Raw genomic sequence first — 21026 nt, 5'->3', positions numbered from 1 at the left:
CTGGGTGGGTTATGGAATTCGTCATCCTTGCTGTAGTCATCGCTGTGGTCGCGCTCGGCGCGATCAGCGGGCTTGTGATCAGCAGCCGCAAGAAGAAGCAGCTGCCCCCGACACCGCCGAGCAGCCCGTCCGTCACCGCGCCGCCCGCCGAACCGCACGTCGGCGAGGAGGCCGAAACCCCGAGCGAGGAGCCGCGCAGAACCATCGAAGAGGTGGACCTGCCCGGCACCGAGGCACCGGCCGCGCCCGCGGAGGCCGCCGCCCCCGCCGTGCCGGAGGTCCCGCCGGTCGAGGTTCCCGAACCGACCGCCGGCCGTCTGGTCCGGCTGCGCGCCCGGCTGTCCCGGTCCCAGACCACCCTGGGCAAGGGGCTGCTGACGCTGCTGTCCCGTGAACACCTCGACGACGACACGTGGGAGGAGATCGAGGACACGCTGCTGACCGCCGACGTCGGCGTCGCGCCGACCCAGGAGCTGGTCGAGCGGCTGCGCGAGCGCGTCAAGGTGCTCGGCACCCGTACCCCCGAGGAGCTGCGGGGGCTGCTGCGCGAGGAGCTGCTGCACCTCGTCGGCACCGAGGCCGACCGCACCGTGCACACCGAGGGCGGGGTGGGGGCGAACGGCGAGGAGAAGCCGGGCGTCGTCATGGTCGTCGGGGTCAACGGCACCGGCAAGACCACCACCACCGGCAAGCTCGCCCGGGTCCTGGTGGCCGACGGCAAGTCGGTCGTGCTGGGCGCGGCGGACACCTTCCGGGCGGCCGCCGCCGATCAGCTCCAGACCTGGGGCGAGCGGGTCGGCGCCCGTACGGTCCGCGGCCCCGAGGGCGGCGACCCGGCGTCGGTCGGCTTCGACGCGGTGAAGGAGGGCATCGCCGAGTCCGCGGACGCCGTGCTCATCGACACCGCCGGGCGGCTGCACACCAAGACCGGTCTGATGGACGAGCTGGGCAAGGTCAAGCGGGTCGTGGAGAAGCACGGCACGGTGGACGAGGTGCTGCTCGTGCTCGACGCCACCACCGGGCAGAACGGCCTGGTGCAGGCGCGGGTCTTCCGCGAGGTGGTCGACATCACCGGCATCGTGCTCACCAAGCTGGACGGCACCGCCAAGGGCGGCATCGTGGTCGCGGTCCAGCGCGAACTGGGCGTACCGGTCAAGCTGATCGGGCTGGGCGAGGGCGCGGACGACCTGGCGCCGTTCGAGCCGGAGGCGTTCGTCGACGCGCTGATCGGCGACTGATCCGGTCAGTCCCTTCCCTCATCGCCGGACGGGCTTGAATCGATGGACGATTCGAGCCCGTCCGGCGTTTCGGCGAGGCGTCGCGGGAGCGTCAGGCCCCGGCCCGGTGGCTCGCGTAGGCGAGGGTGCCCAGCACCAGCCGGGCGTGCGGCGGCTGCCCCGCGGTGTCGAGGGTCGGCGGGCGCAGCCAGCGCACCGGCCCCAAGCCCCCGAGGTCGGAGGGCGGCGCGGTGATGTGGTCGCCCTTGCCGAGACAGCGCAGATCGAGGTCGGCGTCGTCCCAGCCCATGCGGTAGAGCAGCTCGGGGAGTTCGGCGCAGGCCCCCGGCGCGACGAAGAACTGGGCGCGCCCGTGCGGGGTGACGGCCACCGGGCCGAGCGGCAGGCCCATCCGCTCCAGCCGCACCAGGGCGTGCCGCCCCGCGTACTCGGCCACCTCCAGCACGTCGAACGACCGGCCCACGGGCAGCAGGACGGCCGCGCCCGGGACCTCCTCCCACGCCGCCGCGGCGGCGTCGAGCGTGGCGCCCGCGGGCACTCCGGGGCCGAAGCCGAGCGGATGGGCGCCGGGGGCGGGGCAGTCGGCAGCGCCGCAGGAGCATTCGTTTCTGCTGCCGCCCGTGCCGCGCGTGGCCCGGGCGCCCGGCACCACGTCCCAGCCCCACAGCCCGGTGTACTCCGCCACCGTGGTGGACTCGGACGTGCGGCCGCGGCGCCGTGAGCCGGACCGCATCTCCCGGATGCCGCCGATCGTGAAGCCCATGCCCCCTCCAACGGGTCGCGCTCTCGATGGTTACGAGCCGGAGCACGCCGATGACGCTCCGTCGCCGATGTGGTGCGGCAGGTGGTGTGTCGCGGTGTAACGGGTGGCGCGGAACGGCGCATGCGCCCCGCTGTGCACCTCTTCGCGTTCTTCCGGTCGCTCCGTGTCAAGTGAATCGTGTGAATCGGCGATGGGGTTCATTCGAAGGGGTGGCGAATGGTGGCGTTTTCCCGATCCACCTCGCAAGGAGCGTGATCGTAGGATTACTTTCGGTGCACGATCCCCGGTTGCGAGCGCTCGCCCGGTCGCGGTCCGGTACTTGCCACTGGCAAGGGCCGGTTCCCGCGGCAGACGGTTGATGCGCCGTATCGCGGGGACAACTGACCGTGACAGAAGGCATTCTGGTGGCGGTCCGGGAAGATTCGTGGGATGGGGGCGTTCCGGTGGGCGACAGCGGCGGCGGTGCTGACAAGCGACCCAACGCACAGCTGGGATCGTGGTTTGTGCGCAGCGGCTGGTCGAAGGGCGAGCTGGCCCGCCAAGTCAACCGCAGGGCGCGCCAGTTAGGCGCCCATCACATCAGCACGGACACCTCGCGGGTGCGCCGCTGGCTGGACGGGGAGCAGCCGCGCGAGCCGATCCCGCAGATCCTCTCCGAGCTGTTCTCCGAGCGCTTCGGCTGTGTGGTCGGCATCGAGGACCTGGGGCTGCGCCCCGCCCACCGGTCACCGTCCGTATCGGGAGTGGATCTTCCCTGGGCGGGTCCCGAGACCGTCGCGCTGATCGGCGAGTTCTCCCGCAGCGACCTCATGCTCGCCCGGCGCGGCTTCCTCGGCACCTCGCTCGCCCTCTCCGCGGGCCCCGCCCTCGTCGAGCCGATGCAGCGCTGGCTGGTGCCCTCGCCGAGCGGGGCGCCCGGCGGCGCGCGCGCCGCGGACAGCGGCCGCTCACGGCGCATCTCCCGGCTCTCCGAGCCGGAGCTGGAGCTGCTGGAGTCCACCATCACGATGTTCCGCGCCTGGGACGCCCAGTGCGGCGGCGGGCTGCGCCGCAAGGCGGTGGTCGGCCAGCTGCACGAGGTCACCGACCTGCTCCAGGAGTCGCACACCGAGGCGGTGTCCAAGCGGCTGTTCAAGGTCGCGGGGGAGCTGGCCGAGCTGGCCGGGTGGATGAGCTACGACATCGGGCTCCAGCCGACCGCCCAGAAGTACTTCGTCCTCGCGCTGCACGCGGCCAAGGAGTCCGGCGACCGGCCCCTCGGCTCGTACATCCTCTCCAGCATGAGCCGCCAGATGATCCACGTCGGGCGGCCCGACGACGCGCTGGAGCTGATCCACCTCGCGCAGTACGGCAGCCGGGAGAGCGCCACCCCGCGCACCCAGGCCATGCTGTATGCGATGGAGGGCCGCGCCTACGCCAACATGGGCCAGCCCGGCAAGTGCCACCGCGCGGTCAAGATGGCCGAGGACACCTTCGCCGACTGCGCCGCGGGCGACGGCGACCCGAACTGGATCGGCTTCTTCTCCGAGGCCGAGCTGAACGCGGAGAACGCCCACTCCTACCGCGACCTCGCCTATGTCGCGGGCCGCAGCCCCACCTACGCCCAGCTCGCCGACCCCGTCATGCGCAACGCCGTGCGCCTCTTTAGCGAGGAGACCGCCGGGGGTGAGGGCGGGCACCAGCGTTCGTATGCGCTCAACCTGATCGGCATGGCCACCGTCCACCTCCTCCAGAAGCAGCCCGAGCAGTGCGCGGAGGTCGCCGGGAAGGCGCTGCCGCTCGCCCAGCGGATCCGCTCGGAGCGGGTGAACAACCGCCTCCGCAAGACCGTGGACACCGCGGTGCGGCACTTCGGGGACGTGCCCGAGGTCGCCGAGCTGAGCGACAAGCTCGTCGCCATGCTGCCCGACTCCCCCGACGAGGGGGGCGCCCCGCGGGCCGTCTGAGGCGGCCCGGAGAGGGTTGCGGCACGGTAACGGAGCGGAAGGACCCCGTACCGTCAATTCATCCGCGCGTAACACGCTCGCGCTGTTCGTCACTGCCACGAAACATCGGGCGGCATCGACTGAAACGGCACTGCGTCAATCTCGTGGCGAATACCGGCCCTTTTGTTTATTGCCAGCCCGGGCCGTTTCGACAGCGAGGAGACGCCGATGCCAGTGGGCATCACGATGCTTGCCGCGGACAAGATCACGCCCGATGACGCACTCAGCGCGGCCAACACCGGGTTCATGTTGCTGTGTGCCGCGCTGGTCCTGATCATGACGCCCGGCCTTGCCTTCTTCTACGGCGGCATGGTCCGCGTCAAAAGCGTGCTGAACATGCTGATGATGAGCTTCATCAGCATCGGCATCGTCACCGTTCTGTGGGTCCTCTTCGGCTTCAGCGTCGCCTTCGACAAGGGGAATGACCTGTTCGGCGGCTTTGACTGGGTGGGCATGCACAACATCGGGCTGACCGAGCTGTGGCCCGGCTACACCATTCCCATCTATGTCTTCGCCCTGTTCCAGATGATGTTCGCGATCATCACCCCGGCGCTGATCAGCGGTGCCCTCGCGGACCGCGTCAAGTTCACCGCCTGGGCGCTGTTCATCGCCCTGTGGGCGACGGTCGTCTACTTCCCGGTCGCGCACTGGGTGTGGGCCGCCGACGGCTGGGCGTTCAAGCTCGGCGTGATCGACTTCGCCGGTGGTACGGCCGTCCACATCAACGCCGGTGCCGCCGCGCTCGGCGTGATCCTCGTCATCGGCAAGCGGGTCGGCTTCAAGAAGGACCCGATGCGGCCGCACAGCCTGCCGCTGGTCATGCTCGGCTCCGGTCTGCTGTGGTTCGGCTGGTTCGGCTTCAACGGCGGCTCCTGGCTCGGCGCCGACGGCGTCACCGCGGCCGCCTTCACCAACACCCAGGTCGCCACCGCCTCCGCGATGCTCGGCTGGCTCGCGTACGAGAAGATCCGGCACGGCTCCTTCACCACCCTGGGCGCCGCCTCGGGTGCCGTCTCCGGACTCGTCGCGATCACCCCCGCCTGTGGTGCGGTCAGCCCGCTCGGCGCGATCGCGATCGGCGTCATCGCCGGTGTCGTCTGCGCCATGGCGGTCGGCCTGAAGTACAAGTTCGGCTACGACGACTCGCTCGACGTCGTCGGCGTCCACATGGTCGGCGGCCTCATCGGCTCGCTGCTCATCGGCCTCTTCGCCACCGGCAAGGTGCAGAGCGATGCCAAGGGCCTCTTCTACGGCGGCGGGCTCGAACAGCTCGGCAAGCAGGCCGCCGGTGCCTTCGCGGTCCTCGCCTACTCCCTGATCGTCTCCGCGATCCTGGCCAAGGTCGTCGACCTGGTGATGGGCTTCCGGGTGGACGAGGACGACGAGGTCGCCGGGATCGACCAGGTCGAGCACGCCGAGACGGCGTACGACTTCGCGGGTGCGGGCGGCGGCACGTCCCTCGGCAGCCTCCAGTCGGCCGCGCACCCGGGCGGCGAGGCGAAGAAGAAGGACGCGAAGACGGACCCGAAGAAGGTGGACGCGTGAAGCTCATCACGGCAGTTGTGAAGCCGCACCGGCTCGACGAGATCAAGGAAGCCCTCCAGGCGTTCGGCGTGCAGGGCCTGACCGTCACCGAGGCCAGCGGCTACGGGCGCCAGCGCGGCCACACCGAGGTCTACCGGGGCGCGGAGTACACCGTCGACCTGGTGCCCAAGGTCCGCATCGAGGTGCTGGCCGAGGACGAGGACGCCGACGACCTCGTCGACGTCGTCGTCAAGGCCGCCCGCACCGGAAAGATCGGGGACGGCAAGGTGTGGAGCGTCCCCGTCGACACCGCGGTCCGGGTCCGGACCGGCGAACGGGGCCCGGACGCCTTGTGAGGCGAGTGAGCCGAAGGGGCTTTCGCGCCCCGGAGGCGAACCGAGCCCCCAAACAAGCCGCGTCCCATGCCCGTACCCCGAGCTGACAGGGAGCAGCCGAGTTGACGGAACGCGTCGAGGCAACGACAGAGACCACCGACTCGAGCCCCGGCGGCTACGCGGCGGCCCGGCTGCGACTCCTCCAGGAGGAGTCGCGGTCCGGGCCGCCGCGCCGTAGCGCGCTGGCCGGACTCACCGACCAGTGGCTGGCCGCGCTGCTCGGCGGCGGCGCCGGGACCTCCGGGATCGGCGGCGGCGTGGCGCTGGTCGCGGTCGGCGGATACGGCCGCGGCGAACTCTCCCCGCGCAGCGACCTCGACGTCGTCCTGCTGCACGACGGCTCCGCCGACTCCTCGGCCCTCGCCGCGCTCGCCGACCACGTCTGGTACCCCGTCTGGGACATGGGGCTGGCCCTCGACCACTCCGTACGCACCCCCGACGAGGCCCGCAAGACCGCCGCCGAGGACCTGAAGGTCCAGCTCGGCCTGCTGGACGCCCGCCATCTCGCGGGAGATGCCTCCCTCACCGCGGGCCTGCGCACCACCGTCCTCGCCGACTGGCGCGCCCAGGCCCCGAAGCGGCTCCCCGAACTGCGCGAGCTGTGCCAGGAGCGCGGCGAGCGCCACGGCGAGCTCCAGTTCCTGCTCGAACCCGACCTGAAGGAGGCCCGCGGCGGGCTGCGCGACGCCACCGCGCTGCGCGCCATCGCCGCCTCCTGGCTCGCCGACGCGCCCCGCGAGGGCCTGGACGAGGCCCGGCGCCGGCTGCTGGACACCCGCGACGCGCTCCACCTCGCCACCGGCCGGGCCACCGACCGGCTCTCCCTCCAGGAACAGGACCAGATCGCGGCCGCGCTCGACCTGCTGGACGCCGACGCCCTGCTGCGCCAGGTCTACGAGTCGGCCCGGACCATCAGTTACGCGAGCGATGTCACCTGGCGCGAGGTCGACCGGGTGCTGCGCTCCCGCTCGGCGAGCCGGCCGCGGCTGCGCGGACTGCTCGGCGGCCGCGGGGGCTCCGGCTCCGCGCAGACCCCGGCCGAGCGCAGCCCGCTCGCCGAGGGCGTCGTCGAACAGGACGGCGAGGTGGTGCTCGCCCGCGCCGCGCGCCCCGAGCGCGACCCCGTGCTCCCCCTGCGGGCCGCCGCGGCCGCCGCCCAGGCCGGGCTTCCGCTCTCGCTGCACGCCGTACGGCGGCTGGCCGCCGCCGCGCGCCCGCTGCCGGTGCCCTGGCCGCCCGAGGCCCGGGAGGAACTCGTCACCCTGCTGGGCGCGGGCGAGTCCACCGTCGGGGTCTGGGAGGCGCTGGAGGCCGAGGGCGTGATCACCCGGCTGCTGCCGGACTGGGAGCGGGTGCGCTGCCGCCCGCAGCGCAACCCCGTGCACCGCTGGACCGTCGACCGCCATCTCGTCGAGACCGCGGTCCGCGCCAGCGCGCTCAGCCGCCGCGTCGGCCGCCCCGACCTGCTGCTGGTCGCCGCGCTGCTGCACGACATCGGCAAGGGCTGGCCCGGCGACCACTCGGTGGTGGGGGAGACGATCGTCCGGGACGTGGCCACCCGGATCGGCTTCGACCGCGCGGATGTGTCCGTCCTCGCCACCCTCGTACGCCACCATCTGCTGCTCGTCGAGACGGCCACCCGCCGCGACCTGGACGACCCGGCCACCGTGCGCTCGGTCGCCGAGGCGGTCCACAGCCCCGCCACCCTGGAACTGCTGCACGCCCTCACCGAGGCCGACGCGCTGGCCACCGGGCCCGCGGCGTGGAGCGCCTGGCGCGGCGCGCTCGTCGCCGACCTGGTCAAGCGGGTCGCCGCCGTCCTCGCGGGGGAGCCCGCGGCGGACCCGGACAGCCCGCAGCAGATCACGGCGGAACAGGAACGGCTCGCGATCGAGGCGTGCCGCACCGGCGGCCCGGTGCTGGCCCTGCACGCCCGGTCGGAAGCGCTGCCGCCGGGCGAGACCGCCGGGACCGCGAGCGACGCGTCGACGGAACCGGAACCGATCGGCGTCGAGCTGCTCATCGCCGTCCCCGACCAGCCCGGAGTCCTGGCCGCCGCCGCCGGAGTGCTGGCCCTGCACCGGCTCACGGTCCGCGCGGCCGATCTGCGCGCCGTGGAGCTGCCGTCGGAGCTGGACGGCGCGGACAAGCCCGAAGGCGTCCTGCTGCTGAGCTGGCGCGTGGCCGCCGAGTACGGATCGCTGCCGCAGGCCGCGCGGCTACGGAACGATCTGATCCGGGCGCTGGACGGCTCGCTCGACATCGTCGCCCGCCTCGCCGAGCGCGAGGCCGCCTACCGCAAGTACCCACGCCGCCGAGGCGTCCACGCCCCGCCGCCGCGGGTCACGGTGGCACCCGGCAGCTCCCAGCTCGCCACCGTGATCGAGGTCCGCGCCCAGGACATCCCCGGCCTCCTCCACCGCATCGGCCGCGCCCTGGAGGCCGCCGGTCTCACGGTCCGCAGCGCCCACGTCAGCACGCTGGGCGCGAACGCGGTCGACGCGTTCTACGTCACGGACCCCACCGGAGCCCCCCTCGCCCCGATGCGCGCGGCGGAAGTGGCCCGCGAGGTGGAGCAAGCCCTGCGCTGACCGCCCCCGCCCTTCCGGCGCCCCCGGAGCGGGGGCCGGGACGGAGATGCCCCACACCCAGCCCCCAGGGGGCACCTCCCAGCGGTAGCTGGGGGAGTTTGAGGAGCGGGGTCCAGGGGCGGAGCCCCGGCGGGGGCCCGGGGGCGGAGCCCCGGTTCGGGAGGGGGCGGGGTGGGGATATCCGGGTGGCGCACGCCCGGGGGCAGACCGTTACCTCAACGTGCGGATACCCTTGGAGGCCGACCGCCGACCCGACATCCGACCGAAGGATTCGCGACCACCGTGTTCGATACCCTCTCCGATCGCCTCGCAGCGACTTTCAAGAACCTCCGGGGCAAGGGCCGCCTGTCCGAGGCGGACATCGACGCCACGGCGCGCGAGATCCGGATCGCCCTGCTCGAGGCCGACGTGGCGCTGCCCGTCGTACGGTCGTTCATCAAGCAGGTCAAGGAGCGCAGCCTCGGCGCCGAGGTCTCCCAGGCGCTGAACCCGGCCCAGCAGGTCATCAAGATCGTCAACGAGGAGCTGATCGGCATCCTCGGCGGCGACGCCCGCCGCCTCCGCTTCGCCAAGCAGCCCCCGACGGTCATCATGCTCGCGGGTCTCCAGGGCGCCGGTAAGACGACGCTCGCCGGAAAGCTCGGCCGCTGGCTGAAGGGGCAGGGCCACACCCCGCTGCTCGTCGCGTGTGACCTCCAGCGCCCCAACGCGGTCAACCAGCTCTCGGTGGTCGCCGAGCGCGCGGGCGTCGCGGTGTTCGCGCCGGAGCCGGGCAACGGCGTCGGCGACCCGGTGAAGGTGGCCGAGGACTCGGTCGAGTTCGCCCGCACCAAGCAGCACGACGTCGTGATCGTCGACACCGCCGGCCGCCTCGGCATCGACGAGGAGCTGATGCGTCAGGCCGCGGACATCCGTGACGCGGTCAGCCCGGACGAGGTCCTGTTCGTCGTCGACGCGATGATCGGTCAGGACGCGGTGAACACCGCGGAGGCGTTCCGCGACGGCGTCGGCTTCGACGGTGTGGTGCTCTCCAAGCTCGACGGCGACGCGCGCGGCGGTGCCGCGCTGTCCATCGCGCATGTCACCGGCCGTCAGATCATGTTCGCCTCCAACGGCGAGAAGCTGGACGACTTCGACGCGTTCCACCCGGACCGCATGGCGTCCCGCATCCTCGGCATGGGCGACATGCTCAGCCTCATCGAGAAGGCCGAGCAGACCTTCAGCCAGCAAGAGGCCGAGAAGATGGCGGCCAAGCTGGCGAAGGGCCCCAAGGAGTTCACGCTCGACGACTTCCTGGCGCAGATGGAGCAGGTCCGCAAGATGGGCTCCATCTCCAAGCTGCTCGGCATGCTGCCGGGCATGGGCCAGATGAAGGACCAGATCAACAATCTGGACGAGAAGGACGTCGACCGCACGGCCGCGATCATCAAGTCGATGACGCCGGGCGAGCGCCAGGACCCGAACATCATCAATGGCTCCCGCCGCGCCCGTATCGCCCGTGGTTCCGGCGTCGAGGTGAGCGCGGTCAAGAACCTGGTCGAGCGGTTCTTCGACGCGCGCAAGATGATGTCGAAGATGGCCCAGGGCGGCGGCATGCCGGGGATGCCCGGGATGCCGGGCATGCCGGGTGGCGGCGGCAGCGCCAAGCGCAAGGGCAAGCAGCAGAAGAAGGTCAAGGGCAAGCAGCGCAGCGGCAACCCGATGAAGCGGAAGGCCGACGAGCAGGCCGCCGCGGCGCGCCGCGAGCAGGCGGGCCAGCAGGGCGGCGCGTTCGGCATGCCCGGCGGCGGCCAGGGCGGCCAGGGCCAGGACTTCGAACTCCCCGACGAGTTCAAGAAGTTCATGGGCTGAATCGCCCCCAGCCCCGCAGAGCACCGGGTGCGCGGGCCCTTGCCACGGACGGCAGGGGCCCGCGCACTCGCACGATCAGGCCCGCACGTTCACGCCCGGGCGATCAGATACCGCAGAACGTTCGGCATCCACACCGTCCCGTCAGCCCGCTGATACGGATGCAGCGCCTCCGCCACCTCCTTGCGCACCTGCGGCGGATCGGTCGCCCGCTCCGCCGCGTCGAACAGCCCCGTCGACAGCAGCCCGCGCACCGCGCTGTCCAGGTCGGCGTACCCGAACGGGCAGGCCACCCGCCCCGATCCGTCCGGCCGCAGCCCGGCCCGCTCCGCGAGCGTCTCCAGGTCGTCCCGGCCGCACGGCCGCCAGCGCGCCGGGGCGCACATCGGGTCGGCGAGCCGGGCGCCCACCCGCAGCACCGACGAGGTGGCGCACCGCTCCGGCGGGCCCCACCCGGCCAGCACCACAGCGCCGCCGCGCTGCGCGAGCGCCGCGGCCGCCGTGAGGGAGGACGCCGCCGCGGCGAGCCCGCCGGGACCGCCCGCCGCCAGGGCGGGCAGCGGCTCGAAGGCCGTCACCACCGTGAAGCCGGACGTCCCCGCCGCCTCCCGCGCGCACGCGGACTCCGGGCCGCCGGGCCCCAGCCGCACCGGGTCGGCCAGCCGCTCCCGCGCCAGCGCGAGGCGCGGCTCGTCCGTGTCGACCCCGCAGACGTCCGCGCCGCGTCCGGCCGCCATGAGGAGGGCGAGCCCCGAGCCGCAGCCCAGGCCCAGCAGCCGCGTTCCGGCGCCGACGTCCAGCCGTTCGTACACGGCCTCGTACAGCGGCACCAGCATCCGCTCCTGGATCTCCGCCCAGTCGCGGGCGCGGTCGTGGGGGTCCGCCGTGCGCGGCGGGGAGGGGTGCGGGCGGCGCCGCCGTACGAGCGTAGATGTCATCGAAAGGGCCCCAATCAGCGAAGAGCAGTGCCGTCGTCAGATCCGCCGTTGTGCGCCAGGGGTGCCGTGTGGATGGTGCCGGGCTCTTCCACAGGACACCCGCTCGTCGCGTCCCACCCCCGTATGCCAGAGAACTCCGCATCCGTCCCCGCGTCCAGAGCTTTCACGGCCGTGCTTGCGTGCCCCCTCCGTGCGCCCCCGCACGCCGTCACGTCCGCCCCGCTCCCGGGCCCGCCCCGGGGGCGCCGCGGCCGCCCCGGCGATAATTCGCCGTGGTCGGCCGCGCCGCCGCCGTACGATCGGCGGCATGGCCAAGGCACCCGTTCTCACCCCGCGCGCGGACGACTTTCCGCGCTGGTACCAGGATGTGATCAACAAGGCCGAGCTGGCCGAGAACGGTCCGGTGCGCGGCACCATGGTCATCCGACCGTACGGCTACGGGCTGTGGGAGCGGATGCAGGGCGACCTGGACGCCCGCATCAAGGCGGCGGGCGTCCAGAACGCGTACTTCCCCCTCTTCATCCCGCAGTCGTATCTGACGCGGGAGGCCGAGCACGTCGAGGGTTTCGCGCCCGAGCTCGCGGTCGTCACCCATGGCGGCGGCAAGGAGCTGGAGGAGCCGGTGGTGGTCCGGCCCACCTCCGAGACGATCGTCAACGAGTACTTCTCGAAGTGGGTGCAGAGCTACCGCGATCTGCCACTGCTGATCAACCAGTGGGCCAATGTGGTGCGTTGGGAGCTGCGGCCCCGGCTGTTCCTGCGAACGACCGAATTCCTCTGGCAGGAGGGCCACACCGCCCATGCCACGTACGAGGACGCCCGGGAGTTCGCCGCCCGCATCCACCGCGACGTCTACGCCGACTTCATGGAGAACGTGCTCGCCATGGACGTCGTGCTGGGCCGCAAGACCGCCCGGGAGCGCTTCGCGGGCGCCGTCAACACCCTCACCCTCGAAGGGATGATGGGCGACGGCAAGGCGCTCCAGCTGGGCACCAGCCATGAGCTGGGCCAGAACTTCGCCCGCGCCTTCAACACCCGCTATCTGTCCCGGGACGGCGAGCAGGAGCTGGTCTGGCAGACCTCCTGGGGCAGCACGACCCGCATGGTCGGCGCGCTGGTGATGATGCACGGCGACGACGACGGGCTGCGGCTGCCGCCCCGGCTGGCCCCGGTCCAGGCCGTCGTCCTCGCGGTCAAGGGCGACCCCGCGGTGCTGGCCGCGGTCCGCGAGACGGGCGACCGGCTGGCGGCGGCGGGTGTCCGGGTCCACGTCGACGACCGCGCCGACATCCCCTTCGGCCGCCGCGCCGTCGACTGGGAGCTGCGGGGCGTACCGGTGCGCGTCGAGATCGGCCCGCGCGATCTGGAGGCCGGTACCGCCACGCTCGCCCGGCGGATCCCGGGCGGCAAGGAACCGGTGCGCACCGACCTGCTGGCCGAGGCCGTGCCGAAGGCGCTGGAGGAGGACCAGGCGCTGCTGCTGCGCCAGGCGCGGGAGCGCCGCACGGCGCGCACGGTGGAGGCGCGGACCGTGGACGAGGCCGCGGAGGCGGCGGCCACGGGCGGCTGGGCGCGCATCCGGTGGGCCGACCTGGGCCCGGAGGGCGAGGCCGCGCTCGCCGAGCGGGCGGTGTCCGTACGGTGCCTCGTCACCGAGGACGGGGCGGTGCCGGACGCCGATGACGCGCCAGGTAACGTCGCCTATGTGGCGCGCGCCTATTGAGCGGCGGCTCCGAGCCGTGTCCGGGTGACGCGGGGTCCGCGAGCCGGTGGCCTCGGGCGGGCCGGTGTCTACGGACGAGCCGTACGGGCCGTACGAGGTGGTACGTACCGCCTTGGTGCGCCGTGGGCGGCTCATCCACGCATGTGCGCACCCGCCCTCGTCGCGACGCATCAGCGCTGAACTGACTGGTACGTGCAAATTATTTGAGATGCCCCGGAATCGGAACACCGGGCGGCTCCTGCTCGTTAGCACGACGTGAGCACGACACCACCTGTACTCGCCGCAGAGCTGGCACAGGCGTGGGCCGATATTCAACGGCACCACCCCGAGCTGCCAGATCTCGCCGCGCCCGAATCGCTGATCGGAGAGTCGTCGTCCGCGTGTGGCGCCGAGCTCTCCTTCGAACGGCTGCTGCACGAGGCAGTCCATGGCATCGCCGCAGCCCGCGGTGTCCGTGACACCTCGCGCGCCGGCCGCTACCACAACCGCCGGTTCCTGGCGATCGCCGAGGAGCTGGGGCTCGACCACTCCGAGGAGCCGCATCCCAGCAGCGGTTTCTCGCTGGTCACCCTCAGTCCCGAGGCGAGAAAGCGCTATCGCACCACGATCGACCGGTTGCACCGCGCCCTCAAGGCGCACACCGTCGCGACCGCCGCCGAGACCTCCCGCGCCTTCCGCGGCCCCGCGGCACGGCACGGTTCGTCCGGGGGTGGCGTCCGGGTCAAGGCGGTGTGCGACTGCGGGCGCAACGTCCGCGTCGTTCCGTCGGTGCTGGCCCAGGCGCCGATCATGTGCGGTGGCTGCGGGAAGCCGTTCCGGATCCCGGACGCGGTGGCCGCGGTCGGCTGACCGGTCACGGTGTGGCAGAATGGTCCGCTGTACTCGACAGCCGACCAGGACCCCTCTCTCCTCCGGCTGACGCGTCCATCGGGCACTCGGGTACCGCAACCCCACGCGGCACTTCGCAGTGCTCAACCACGTCAAGACCAGGAGACACCACTCCCGTGGCAGTCAAGATCAAGCTGAAGCGTCTGGGCAAGATCCGTTCGCCTCACTACCGCATCGTCGTCGCCGACTCCCGTACCCGCCGTGACGGCCGGGCCATCGAGGAGATCGGCCTGTACCACCCGGTGCAGAACCCGTCGCGCATCGAGGTCGACTCGGACCGCGTGCAGCACTGGCTGAAGGTCGGCGCCCAGCCGACCGAGCCGGTGCTCGCCATCCTGAAGGTCACCGGCGACTGGCAGAAGTTCAAGGGCCTGCCCGCCCCGGCTCCGATGAAGGTCGCCGAGCCGAAGGCCGACAAGCGCGCCCTGTTCGAGGCCGCGGCCAAGGACGCCGGTGACGAGCCGAAGGGTGAGGCCATCACCCCGAAGGCGAAGAAGTCCGAGAAGAAGTCGGACGAGGCGGCCGAGGCTGCTGAGTCCACCGCGTCGACCGAGGCCTGAGGATGCTCGAGGAAGCCCTCGAGCACCTGGTGAAGGGCATCGTCGACAACCCCGACGACGTGCAGGTCGCCTCGCGCAACCTGCGTCGCGGGCGCGTGCTCGAGGTCCGGGTCCACCCTGATGACCTGGGCAAGGTGATCGGCCGGAACGGTCGCACCGCCCGCGCGCTGCGCACCGTCGTGGGCGCCATCGGCGGCCGTGGGATCCGCGTCGACCTCGTCGACGTGGATCAGGTCAGCTGAGAGGCGATCAAGAGGAGCACCGGCACGGGCCGGGGAGGGCTTCGGGCCGTCCCCGGCCCGTGTGCGTGAAGGCCCGTGTGCGGGAAAGGGACATGCATCGTGCAGTTGGTTGTCGCGCGGATCGGCCGTGCCCATGGCATCAAGGGTGAGGTCACCGTCGAGGTGCGCACGGACGAGCCCGAGCTGAGGCTCGGTCCGGGCGCCGTGCTGGTCACCGAGCCCGCGTCGGCCGGACCGCTGACCATCGAGACCGGCCGGGTGCACAGCGGCCGGCTGCTGCTGCGCTTCGAGGGGGTGCGGGACCGTACGGGCGCGGAGGCGCTGCGCAACGTGCTGCTCATCGCGGAGGTCGACCCCGAAGAGGTTCCCGAGGACCCCGAGGAGTTCTACGACCACCAGCTGATCGACCTCGACGTGGTCACCGTGGACGGCACGGCGGTCGGCCGGATCTCCGAGATCTCCCATCTGCCGTACCAGGACCTGCTGATCGTGAAGCGGCCCGACGGCCGAGAGGTGATGATCCCGTTCGTCTCCGAGATGGTGCCGGAGATCGACCTGGAGGAGCAGCGCGCGGTCGTCGACCCGCCGCCGGGACTGCTGGACGAGGCCGAGGCGGAGATCGCCACCGGCCGTGAGGAGCCGTCGTCATGAGGCTCGACGTCGTCACGATCTTCCCGGAGTACCTGGAGCCGCTGAACGTCTCGCTGGTCGGCAAGGCGCGCGCCCGCGGCGTGCTCGACGTCCGCGTGCACGACCTGCGCTCCTGGACGCACGACCGGCACAACACGGTGGACGACACCCCGTACGGCGGCGGCCCCGGCATGGTCATGAAGCCCGAGCCCTGGGGCGAGGCGCTGGACGCGATCATCGCGTCGGGCGAGGGCGAGGGCGAGGGGCTGCCCAAGCCGACGCTGGTGGTGCCCACCCCGAGCGGCCGCCCGTTCACCCAGACCCTCGCGGTGGAACTGTCGAAACGCCCCTGGCTGGTCTTCGCACCGGCGCGCTACGAGGGCATCGACCGGCGGGTGATCGAGGAGTACGGGGAGCGGCTGGAGATCCACGAGGTCTCCATCGGCGACTACGTCCTGGCGGGCGGCGAGGCCGCGGTCCTGGTGATCACCGAGGCCGTCGCCCGGCTGCTGCCCGGTGTGCTGGGCAACGCCGAGTCGTACCAGGACGACTCCTTCGCTCCCGGCGCGATGGCCGATCTGCTGGAGGGGCCCGTCTACACCAAGCCCCCCGAGTGGCGCGGCCGGGGCATTCCGGAGGTGCTGGTCAGCGGCCATCACGGCAAGATCGCCCGGTGGCGCAGGGACGAGGCATTCCGCCGTACCAGCGCCCACCGCCCCGATCTGATCGAACGCTGCGACCCGGCGACGCTCGACAAGCACGACCGCGCGCTCCTGGCCGAGCTCGGCTGGGAGGAGCTGCCGGGGGCGGGCGAAACCGGGGGACGGGCCCGATTTGGGCGGCCACACCGGGCCGTGGAAGAATAGGCCGCTGCCGTACGTCCGGGCGTGCGCCCCTGCCACAGGGGGACCGACGCTCACCCGATGAGGGCGGCACTCCGAATCAACATTCCGATATGCCGCTGATGACCTGTGGCATCAGCGAAGAAAGCAGACGATCATGTCTCACCTGCTCGACAACGTCGACTCCGCGTCGCTGCGCAGCGACATCCCGACCTTCCGCCCCGGCGACACGGTCAACGTCCACGTCCGCGTCATCGAGGGCAACCGCTCGCGTGTCCAGCAGTTCAAGGGCGTCGTCATCCGCCGCCAGGGCTCCGGCGTGCGGGAGACCTTCACCGTCCGCAAGGTGAGCTTCAGCGTCGGCGTCGAGCGCACCTTCCCGGTGCACACCCCGATCGTCGAGAAGATCGAGGTCGTCACCCGCGGTGACGTGCGCCGTGCGAAGCTGTACTACCTGCGTGACCTCCGCGGCAAGGCCGCGAAGATCAAGGAGAAGCGCACCAGCTGAGTTTTGCTCGACACTTGAGCTCCCGTCGGATGTCCCGGCCGGGCCGGATAGGCTCTCGCCCGATGGACATCGAAGGACGGCTCGCGGAGCGCGATCGCTCCTCCTGTTCCGACCCGGAGCACGAGGAGCGATCGCGCTCTTCGCATGCCCCGGAGGGGCCCCCGGCGGAGCAGCCTCCCGCGGAGGAGCCCTCCGCGGACCAGCCCCCCGCCGATCCCCGCCCGCGGACGGGGGCGCCCGGCGCCCGGCCGTGGCGGCGGGCCGCACTCCTCGCGGCGGTCTCCATGGCGCTGGTGCTGCTGGTGAGCGGGTTCGTGGTGCAGCCGTTCCAGATCCCCAGCGGCTCCATGGAGACCACCCTGCGCCCCGGGGACCGGGTGCTGGTGAACAAGCTCGCATACCGTTTCGGGGACGATCCGCGCCGCGGCGACGTTGTCGTCTTCGACGGCACCGGCTCCTTCCTCCAGGAGGGGGCGGCCGGGAACCCGGTGACCGGTGTGCTGCGCAAGGCGGCCGCGGCGGTCGGCCTCGCCGAGCCCGCCGAGACCGACTACATCAAGCGCGTGGTGGGCGTCGGCGGTGACCGGGTCATCTGCTGCGACAAGCGGGGGAGGATCGAGGTGAACGGCCGGCCCGTGAACGAGGACTACCTGTACCCCGGGGACACCCCCTCCCAGGTGCCGTTCGACACCGTCGTTCCCGAAGGGCGGCTGTGGGTGATGGGCGACCATCGCAGCGCCTCCCGGGACTCCCGCGACCACCTCGGCGAGCCGGGCGGCGGCACCGTCCCCGTGGACCAGGTGATCGGGCGGGCCGACTGGATCGGCTGGCCGTTCGGCCGGTGGTCCCGCATCCGGGGCCCTGAGGTCTTCGCGCACGTCCCCGGGCCCGGCGGGGCGCCGGGCGCGGTCCGGGGCGGTGCGCATGGGTAGCCGCGGACGTCCCCGCTCCGGGGCCCGCTCCGGCACCCGCCGGGCGGGCCTCGGCCTTGGCACCACCCCCGCCGCGCCGGAGCGCGAGCCGGGGCAGCGCCGGCTCGCCACGCGCGCGGAGCGGCGCCGGGTGCAGCAGCGGATCAAGCGCAGGCGACGCCGTTCCGCCGTGCGGGAGATACCGATCCTGATCGGTGTGGCGCTGGTGATCGCGCTGGTTCTCAAGACCTTCCTGGTGCAGGCGTTCGTGATCCCATCCGGCTCGATGGAGCAGACGATCAAGATCGGCGACCGGGTGCTGGTCGACAAGTTCACCCCGTGGTTCGGCTCCAAGCCGACCCGCGGGGACGTGGTGGTGTTCAAGGACCCCGGCGGCTGGCTGGAGGACGAGCGGAAGCCGCCCGAGGAGGATCCGCCGGTCATCAAGCAGGGCAAGGAGTTCCTGACCTTCATCGGTCTGCTGCCCTCGTCGGACGAGCAGGACCTGATCAAGCGGGTGGTCGCGGTCGGCGGCGACACGGTGGCATGCTGTGACGGGAACGGCAGGGTCACGGTCAACGGGACTCCGCTGAACGAGTCGTATCTCTACCCGGGGAACGCGCCGTCGCAGCGCAAGTTCAAGGTGACGGTCCCCGCGGGGCGGATGTTCATGATGGGCGACCACCGGTCCAACTCGGCGGACTCCCGGGTGCACCTCGACGAGTCCTACCAGGGCACCGTCGCGGACGAGAGCGTGGTGGGCCGCGCGGTGGTGATCGCATGGCCGTTCGGCCACATGCGACAGCTGGAGGAGCCCGGAACATACGCGTCCGTGCGGGACGCGCCGAGTGGGGCGACACAGGTGAGCGGTGCGCCGCATAGGCTGTCCCCCATGGATCAGCAAGGAATGATCCAGCTCCCGACCCCTGCGGAACTCCCGCTCGTTATGGGAGTGGTGGGCCTGCGCCGTTCGTGGAGCAGGCGGCAGCGGCGTGAGGAGTGAATGTGGGGGACTTGGCGGTCGGCGCCCGATCCGGTCACGAAGAGCCCGAGAGGCGACCCGGGACGAGGGGAGAGGGGACCGCGGACCAGGCACCGGAAGCGTCCGGGGCGTCCCCGGCACCGGGAGGCGCGCCCACGGCGGAATCGGCTGATACGCCGCCCTCCGGCCCTTCCGGACCCACCGGTCCGCCCCCGCCGGGGCCCGGGGCCGGTGCGGAGCGGGAGAGCGGCTCCGAGGAGGAGAGCAAGCAGCCCGGCGGCGGGCGGCGGCCCGCGAAGGGGCGGAAGGCGCGCTCCTTCTGGAAGGAGCTGCCGATCCTGATCTTCATCGCGCTGGTGCTGGCGCTGCTGATCAAGACCTTCCTGGTGCAGGCGTTCTCGATCCCGTCCGACTCGATGCAGAACACGCTCCAGCGGGGCGACCGGGTGCTGGTGGACAAGCTCACCCCCTGGTTCGGCTCGAAGCCGGAGCGCGGCGAGGTGGTCGTCTTCCACGACCCGGGCGGCTGGCTCGGAGAAACCCCGACGCAGGACTCGGGCCCCATCGCCGAGGGCATCCAGGAGGCGCTCAGCCGCGTCGGCCTGATGCCGTCCGCCGATGAGAAGGACCTGATCAAGCGCGTGATCGCGGTCGGCGGGGACACGGTCTCGTGCAAGCGCGGCGGCAAGGTGAAGGTCAACGGCAAGGCGCTGGACGAGCCGTACATCTTCCCCGGGAACACCCCCTGTGACGAGAAGCCGTTCGGCCCGGTCACGGTGCCCAAGGACCGGATCTGGGTCATGGGCGACCACCGCCAGGACTCGCTGGACTCCCGCTACCACCAGAACCTGCACAACGGCACGGTCTCGGTGGACGACGTCGTCGGGCGCGCCATCGTGGTCGCCTGGCCGGTCAACCGCTGGTCCGCCCTGTCGATCCCGGACACCTTCGACCAGCCGGGACTGAGCGCGGCGGCCTCCATGGCCCCCTCGGCGCTCGGGCTCGCGGGCGCGGTGCCGATCGTGCTGTGGCGTCGTCGCAGGCGGGAGGCGAAGGTGCGGGGGACGGCTGACTGACCCCCCGTACCGCGGGTAAGGTGCGATCCCGTGCCACAGGGCATGTGGAACATGACCTTCTATGTCTGCTGGACACGGTGGGAGCACTGGAATGAGCGATGCCCGAGGTGCGGGGGGCAGCAGGCTGGGCGCCGTGCTGTCCGGGCTGGCGGTGGCGGTCGGCTGTGTGCTGTTCCTGGGCGGCTTCGCCTGGGGCGCGGTGCTCTACAAGCCGTACAGCGTCCCCACGGACTCGATGTCGCCGACCATCGGCAAGGGCGACCGGGTGCTCGCGGAGCGCATCGACGGCGGTGAGGTGCGCCGCGGCGATGTGGTCGTCTTCCAGGACGAGATCTGGGGCGCCCTGCCCATGGTGAAGCGGGTCATCGGCGTCGGCGGGGACAAGGTCGTGTGCTGCGACAAGCAGAACCGCATCACTGTGGACGGCAAGACACTCGAAGAACCGTATCTTCAGGCCAAGGAACCGGCCTCGATGACCCGGTTCTCCACCACCGTGCCCAAGGGGCGCCTGTTCCTCATGGGCGACCACCGCAGCGACTCCCTCGACTCCCGGGTGCACCTCACCGACAGCAGCCACGGAGCCGTCCCCGCGGACGCCGTGACGGCCCGGGTGGACGCCACCGCCTGGCCGCTGGGGTCCTTCGGCATGATGGGGCGCCCGGAGGTGTTCAAGGAGCTGCCGGGCGGGGTCTCCCAGCCCGGTCCGCTCCGGCTCGTTTCGGTCTCGGTTCTGACCGGTGCCGTGCTCATCCTGGGAGGTGCGGCCTACGGGCCGGTCGCGCGCCGGATGGGGGGCGGCACCACCCGGCGGAACGAGACGCGGGAGAAGGTGGCGGCCAGTGGCTGACGGGACCGGTGGGACCGGTGCGGATGTGACGCCGCTGCGGAAGGTCGCCCGGGTGGTGCTGCTCGACCCGGCGGACCGGATCCTGCTGCTGCACGGCTTCGAACCGGACGACCCCTCGCTGACCTGGTGGTTCACTCCGGGCGGTGGGCTGGAGGGTGACGAGAGCCGGGAGCAGGCCGCCCTGCGCGAGCTGGCGGAGGAGACCGGGATCACCGATGTCCGCCTCGGCCCGCTGCTGTGGCGGCGCACCTGCTCCTTCCCGTTCTTCGGCCGCCGCTGGGACCAGGACGAGTGGTACTACCTGGCCCGTACAGAGCAGACCACGACCCGCCCGGAGGGGCTGACGGAGCTGGAGCGGCGCAGCGTGACCGGGCTGCGCTGGTGGACGCTGGAGGAGCTGGCCGGGGCGACCGAGCCGGTGTACCCGACCCGGCTCGTCGAACTGTTGCGTACGCTGCTCGACGAGGGACCGCCCAGTACACCGGTGATCCTGGAGACTGAGCGCGTCTGACGCACAATGGGGGGACGCACGGCT

At 72.0% G+C, this 21026-nt stretch carries 19 protein-coding genes and 1 pseudogene; 18 read left to right on the top strand and 2 right to left on the bottom strand.

Going from position 1 to position 21026, the window contains the following annotated elements; all coding sequences use genetic code 11:
• Window positions 1–11 precede the first annotated feature (11 nt).
• Complete coding sequence (gene ftsY, locus LCH29_RS22560) at window positions 12–1238, top strand: signal recognition particle-docking protein FtsY (protein ID WP_446463556.1); 1227 nt, start codon at window positions 12–14, stop codon at window positions 1236–1238.
• A 91-nt stretch (window positions 1239–1329) separates the two neighbouring features.
• Here ftsY and LCH29_RS22555 read toward each other — a convergent pair whose 3' ends face one another.
• Window positions 1330–2001 (bottom strand): bifunctional DNA primase/polymerase, encoded by a 672-nt coding sequence (locus tag LCH29_RS22555; protein ID WP_446463555.1) that lies wholly within the window; start codon window positions 1999–2001, stop codon window positions 1330–1332.
• A gap of 443 nt (window positions 2002–2444) precedes the next feature.
• Between LCH29_RS22555 and nsdA the strand changes: the two genes are divergently transcribed.
• The 5 genes from nsdA (at window position 2445) to ffh (ending at window position 10347) form a co-directional block, all read left to right on the top strand.
• Window positions 2445–3947, top strand: coding sequence for a transcriptional repressor NsdA (nsdA, locus tag LCH29_RS22550; protein ID WP_446463584.1), 1503 nt, complete (start codon window positions 2445–2447; stop codon window positions 3945–3947).
• Between the two features lie 207 nt (window positions 3948–4154).
• Window positions 4155–5531, top strand: a complete 1377-nt coding sequence (locus LCH29_RS22545; protein ID WP_446463554.1) for an ammonium transporter — start codon at window positions 4155–4157, stop codon at window positions 5529–5531.
• Window positions 5528–5866 (top strand): P-II family nitrogen regulator, encoded by a 339-nt coding sequence (locus LCH29_RS22540; protein ID WP_009714745.1) that lies wholly within the window; start codon window positions 5528–5530, stop codon window positions 5864–5866. The genes LCH29_RS22545 and LCH29_RS22540 overlap by 4 nt, the downstream gene beginning before the upstream one ends.
• Window positions 5867–5967: 101 nt before the next feature.
• A complete protein-coding gene (locus LCH29_RS22535) occupies window positions 5968–8496 on the top strand; it encodes a [protein-PII] uridylyltransferase (protein WP_446463553.1) in 2529 nt (842 codons plus the stop codon).
• Window positions 8497–8778: 282 nt separating this feature from the next.
• Window positions 8779–10347 carry a signal recognition particle protein gene (ffh, locus tag LCH29_RS22530; protein ID WP_446463552.1) on the top strand — a complete coding sequence of 523 codons (1569 nt, stop codon included), beginning with the start codon at window positions 8779–8781 and terminating at the stop codon, window positions 10345–10347.
• Window positions 10348–10436: 89 nt separating this feature from the next.
• Here ffh and LCH29_RS22525 read toward each other — a convergent pair whose 3' ends face one another.
• Window positions 10437–11282 carry a methyltransferase domain-containing protein gene (locus LCH29_RS22525; RefSeq protein WP_446463551.1) on the bottom strand — a complete coding sequence of 282 codons (846 nt, stop codon included), beginning with the start codon at window positions 11280–11282 and terminating at the stop codon, window positions 10437–10439.
• Between the two features lie 307 nt (window positions 11283–11589).
• Here LCH29_RS22525 and proS point away from each other — a divergent pair, with 307 nt between their 5' ends.
• From proS to LCH29_RS22465, 12 genes and pseudogenes are all read left to right on the top strand, one after another.
• A complete protein-coding gene (proS, locus tag LCH29_RS22520; RefSeq protein WP_446463550.1) occupies window positions 11590–13005 on the top strand; it encodes a proline--tRNA ligase in 1416 nt (471 codons plus the stop codon).
• 255 nt (window positions 13006–13260) lie between these two features.
• Entirely contained in the window at window positions 13261–13854 is a 594-nt protein-coding gene (locus tag LCH29_RS22515; protein ID WP_009714740.1) for a hypothetical protein, read from the top strand.
• A gap of 155 nt (window positions 13855–14009) precedes the next feature.
• Window positions 14010–14453 carry a 30S ribosomal protein S16 gene (gene rpsP, locus LCH29_RS22510; RefSeq protein ID WP_009714739.1) on the top strand — a complete coding sequence of 148 codons (444 nt, stop codon included), beginning with the start codon at window positions 14010–14012 and terminating at the stop codon, window positions 14451–14453.
• Window positions 14454–14455: 2 nt separating this feature from the next.
• The gene (locus LCH29_RS22505; RefSeq protein WP_003958958.1) at window positions 14456–14695 is read left to right on the top strand and encodes an RNA-binding protein; all 240 of its coding nucleotides are present in this window, start codon (window positions 14456–14458) and stop codon (window positions 14693–14695) included.
• 99 nt (window positions 14696–14794) lie between these two features.
• Entirely contained in the window at window positions 14795–15346 is a 552-nt protein-coding gene (rimM, locus tag LCH29_RS22500; protein WP_446463549.1) for a ribosome maturation factor RimM, read from the top strand.
• Window positions 15343–16191, top strand: a complete 849-nt coding sequence (gene trmD / locus LCH29_RS22495; protein WP_446463548.1) for a tRNA (guanosine(37)-N1)-methyltransferase TrmD — start codon at window positions 15343–15345, stop codon at window positions 16189–16191. The genes rimM and trmD overlap by 4 nt, the downstream gene beginning before the upstream one ends.
• 133 nt (window positions 16192–16324) lie before the next feature.
• Window positions 16325–16675: a 50S ribosomal protein L19 gene (gene rplS, locus LCH29_RS22490; protein ID WP_123106328.1), complete on the top strand. Its 351-nt coding sequence runs from the start codon at window positions 16325–16327 to the stop codon at window positions 16673–16675.
• 62 nt (window positions 16676–16737) lie between these two features.
• Complete coding sequence (lepB, locus tag LCH29_RS22485; RefSeq protein ID WP_446463547.1) at window positions 16738–17607, top strand: signal peptidase I; 870 nt, start codon at window positions 16738–16740, stop codon at window positions 17605–17607.
• Window positions 17600–18701 (top strand): annotated as a pseudogene (gene lepB, locus LCH29_RS22480) (signal peptidase I); the annotation flags it as partial. The gene lepB (LCH29_RS22485) and the pseudogene lepB (LCH29_RS22480), both read left to right, overlap by 8 nt.
• On the top strand, window positions 18592–19644 hold the full coding sequence (lepB, locus tag LCH29_RS22475; RefSeq protein WP_446463546.1) for a signal peptidase I: 1053 nt from the start codon (window positions 18592–18594) through the stop codon (window positions 19642–19644). The pseudogene lepB (LCH29_RS22480) and the gene lepB (LCH29_RS22475), both read left to right, overlap by 110 nt.
• Window positions 19645–19735: 91 nt before the next feature.
• A complete protein-coding gene (gene lepB, locus LCH29_RS22470; RefSeq protein WP_446463545.1) occupies window positions 19736–20491 on the top strand; it encodes a signal peptidase I in 756 nt (251 codons plus the stop codon).
• Entirely contained in the window at window positions 20484–21002 is a 519-nt protein-coding gene (locus tag LCH29_RS22465; RefSeq protein WP_446463544.1) for an NUDIX hydrolase, read from the top strand. Before lepB (LCH29_RS22470) ends, LCH29_RS22465 begins: the two co-directional genes overlap by 8 nt.
• Window positions 21003–21026: the final 24 nt, after the last annotated feature.

The organism is Streptomyces sp. BRA346 (assembly GCF_052851135.1).
The sequence above is the reverse complement of the archived record's forward strand: the minus strand, read 5'-3'. Positions and strand labels throughout refer to the sequence as shown.

What these genes read in the sequence shown, in the direction of transcription:
- trmD (WP_446463548.1), top strand. Translation starts at nt 15,343, where the DNA reads ATGAGGCTCGACGTCGTCACGATCTTCCCGGAGTACCTGGAGCCGCTG.
- lepB (WP_446463547.1), top strand. Translation starts at nt 16,738, where the DNA reads ATGGACATCGAAGGACGGCTCGCGGAGCGCGATCGCTCCTCCTGTTCC.
- LCH29_RS22525 (WP_446463551.1), bottom strand. Translation starts at nt 11,282, where the DNA reads ATGACATCTACGCTCGTACGGCGGCGCCGCCCGCACCCCTCCCCGCCG.
- lepB (WP_446463545.1), top strand. Translation starts at nt 19,736, where the DNA reads ATGAGCGATGCCCGAGGTGCGGGGGGCAGCAGGCTGGGCGCCGTGCTG.
- LCH29_RS22555 (WP_446463555.1), bottom strand. Translation starts at nt 2,001, where the DNA reads ATGGGCTTCACGATCGGCGGCATCCGGGAGATGCGGTCCGGCTCACGG.
- proS (WP_446463550.1), top strand. Translation starts at nt 11,590, where the DNA reads ATGGCCAAGGCACCCGTTCTCACCCCGCGCGCGGACGACTTTCCGCGC.
- LCH29_RS22505 (WP_003958958.1), top strand. Translation starts at nt 14,456, where the DNA reads ATGCTCGAGGAAGCCCTCGAGCACCTGGTGAAGGGCATCGTCGACAAC.
- rplS (WP_123106328.1), top strand. Translation starts at nt 16,325, where the DNA reads ATGTCTCACCTGCTCGACAACGTCGACTCCGCGTCGCTGCGCAGCGAC.
- ftsY (WP_446463556.1), top strand. Translation starts at nt 12, where the DNA reads ATGGAATTCGTCATCCTTGCTGTAGTCATCGCTGTGGTCGCGCTCGGC.
- LCH29_RS22545 (WP_446463554.1), top strand. Translation starts at nt 4,155, where the DNA reads ATGCCAGTGGGCATCACGATGCTTGCCGCGGACAAGATCACGCCCGAT.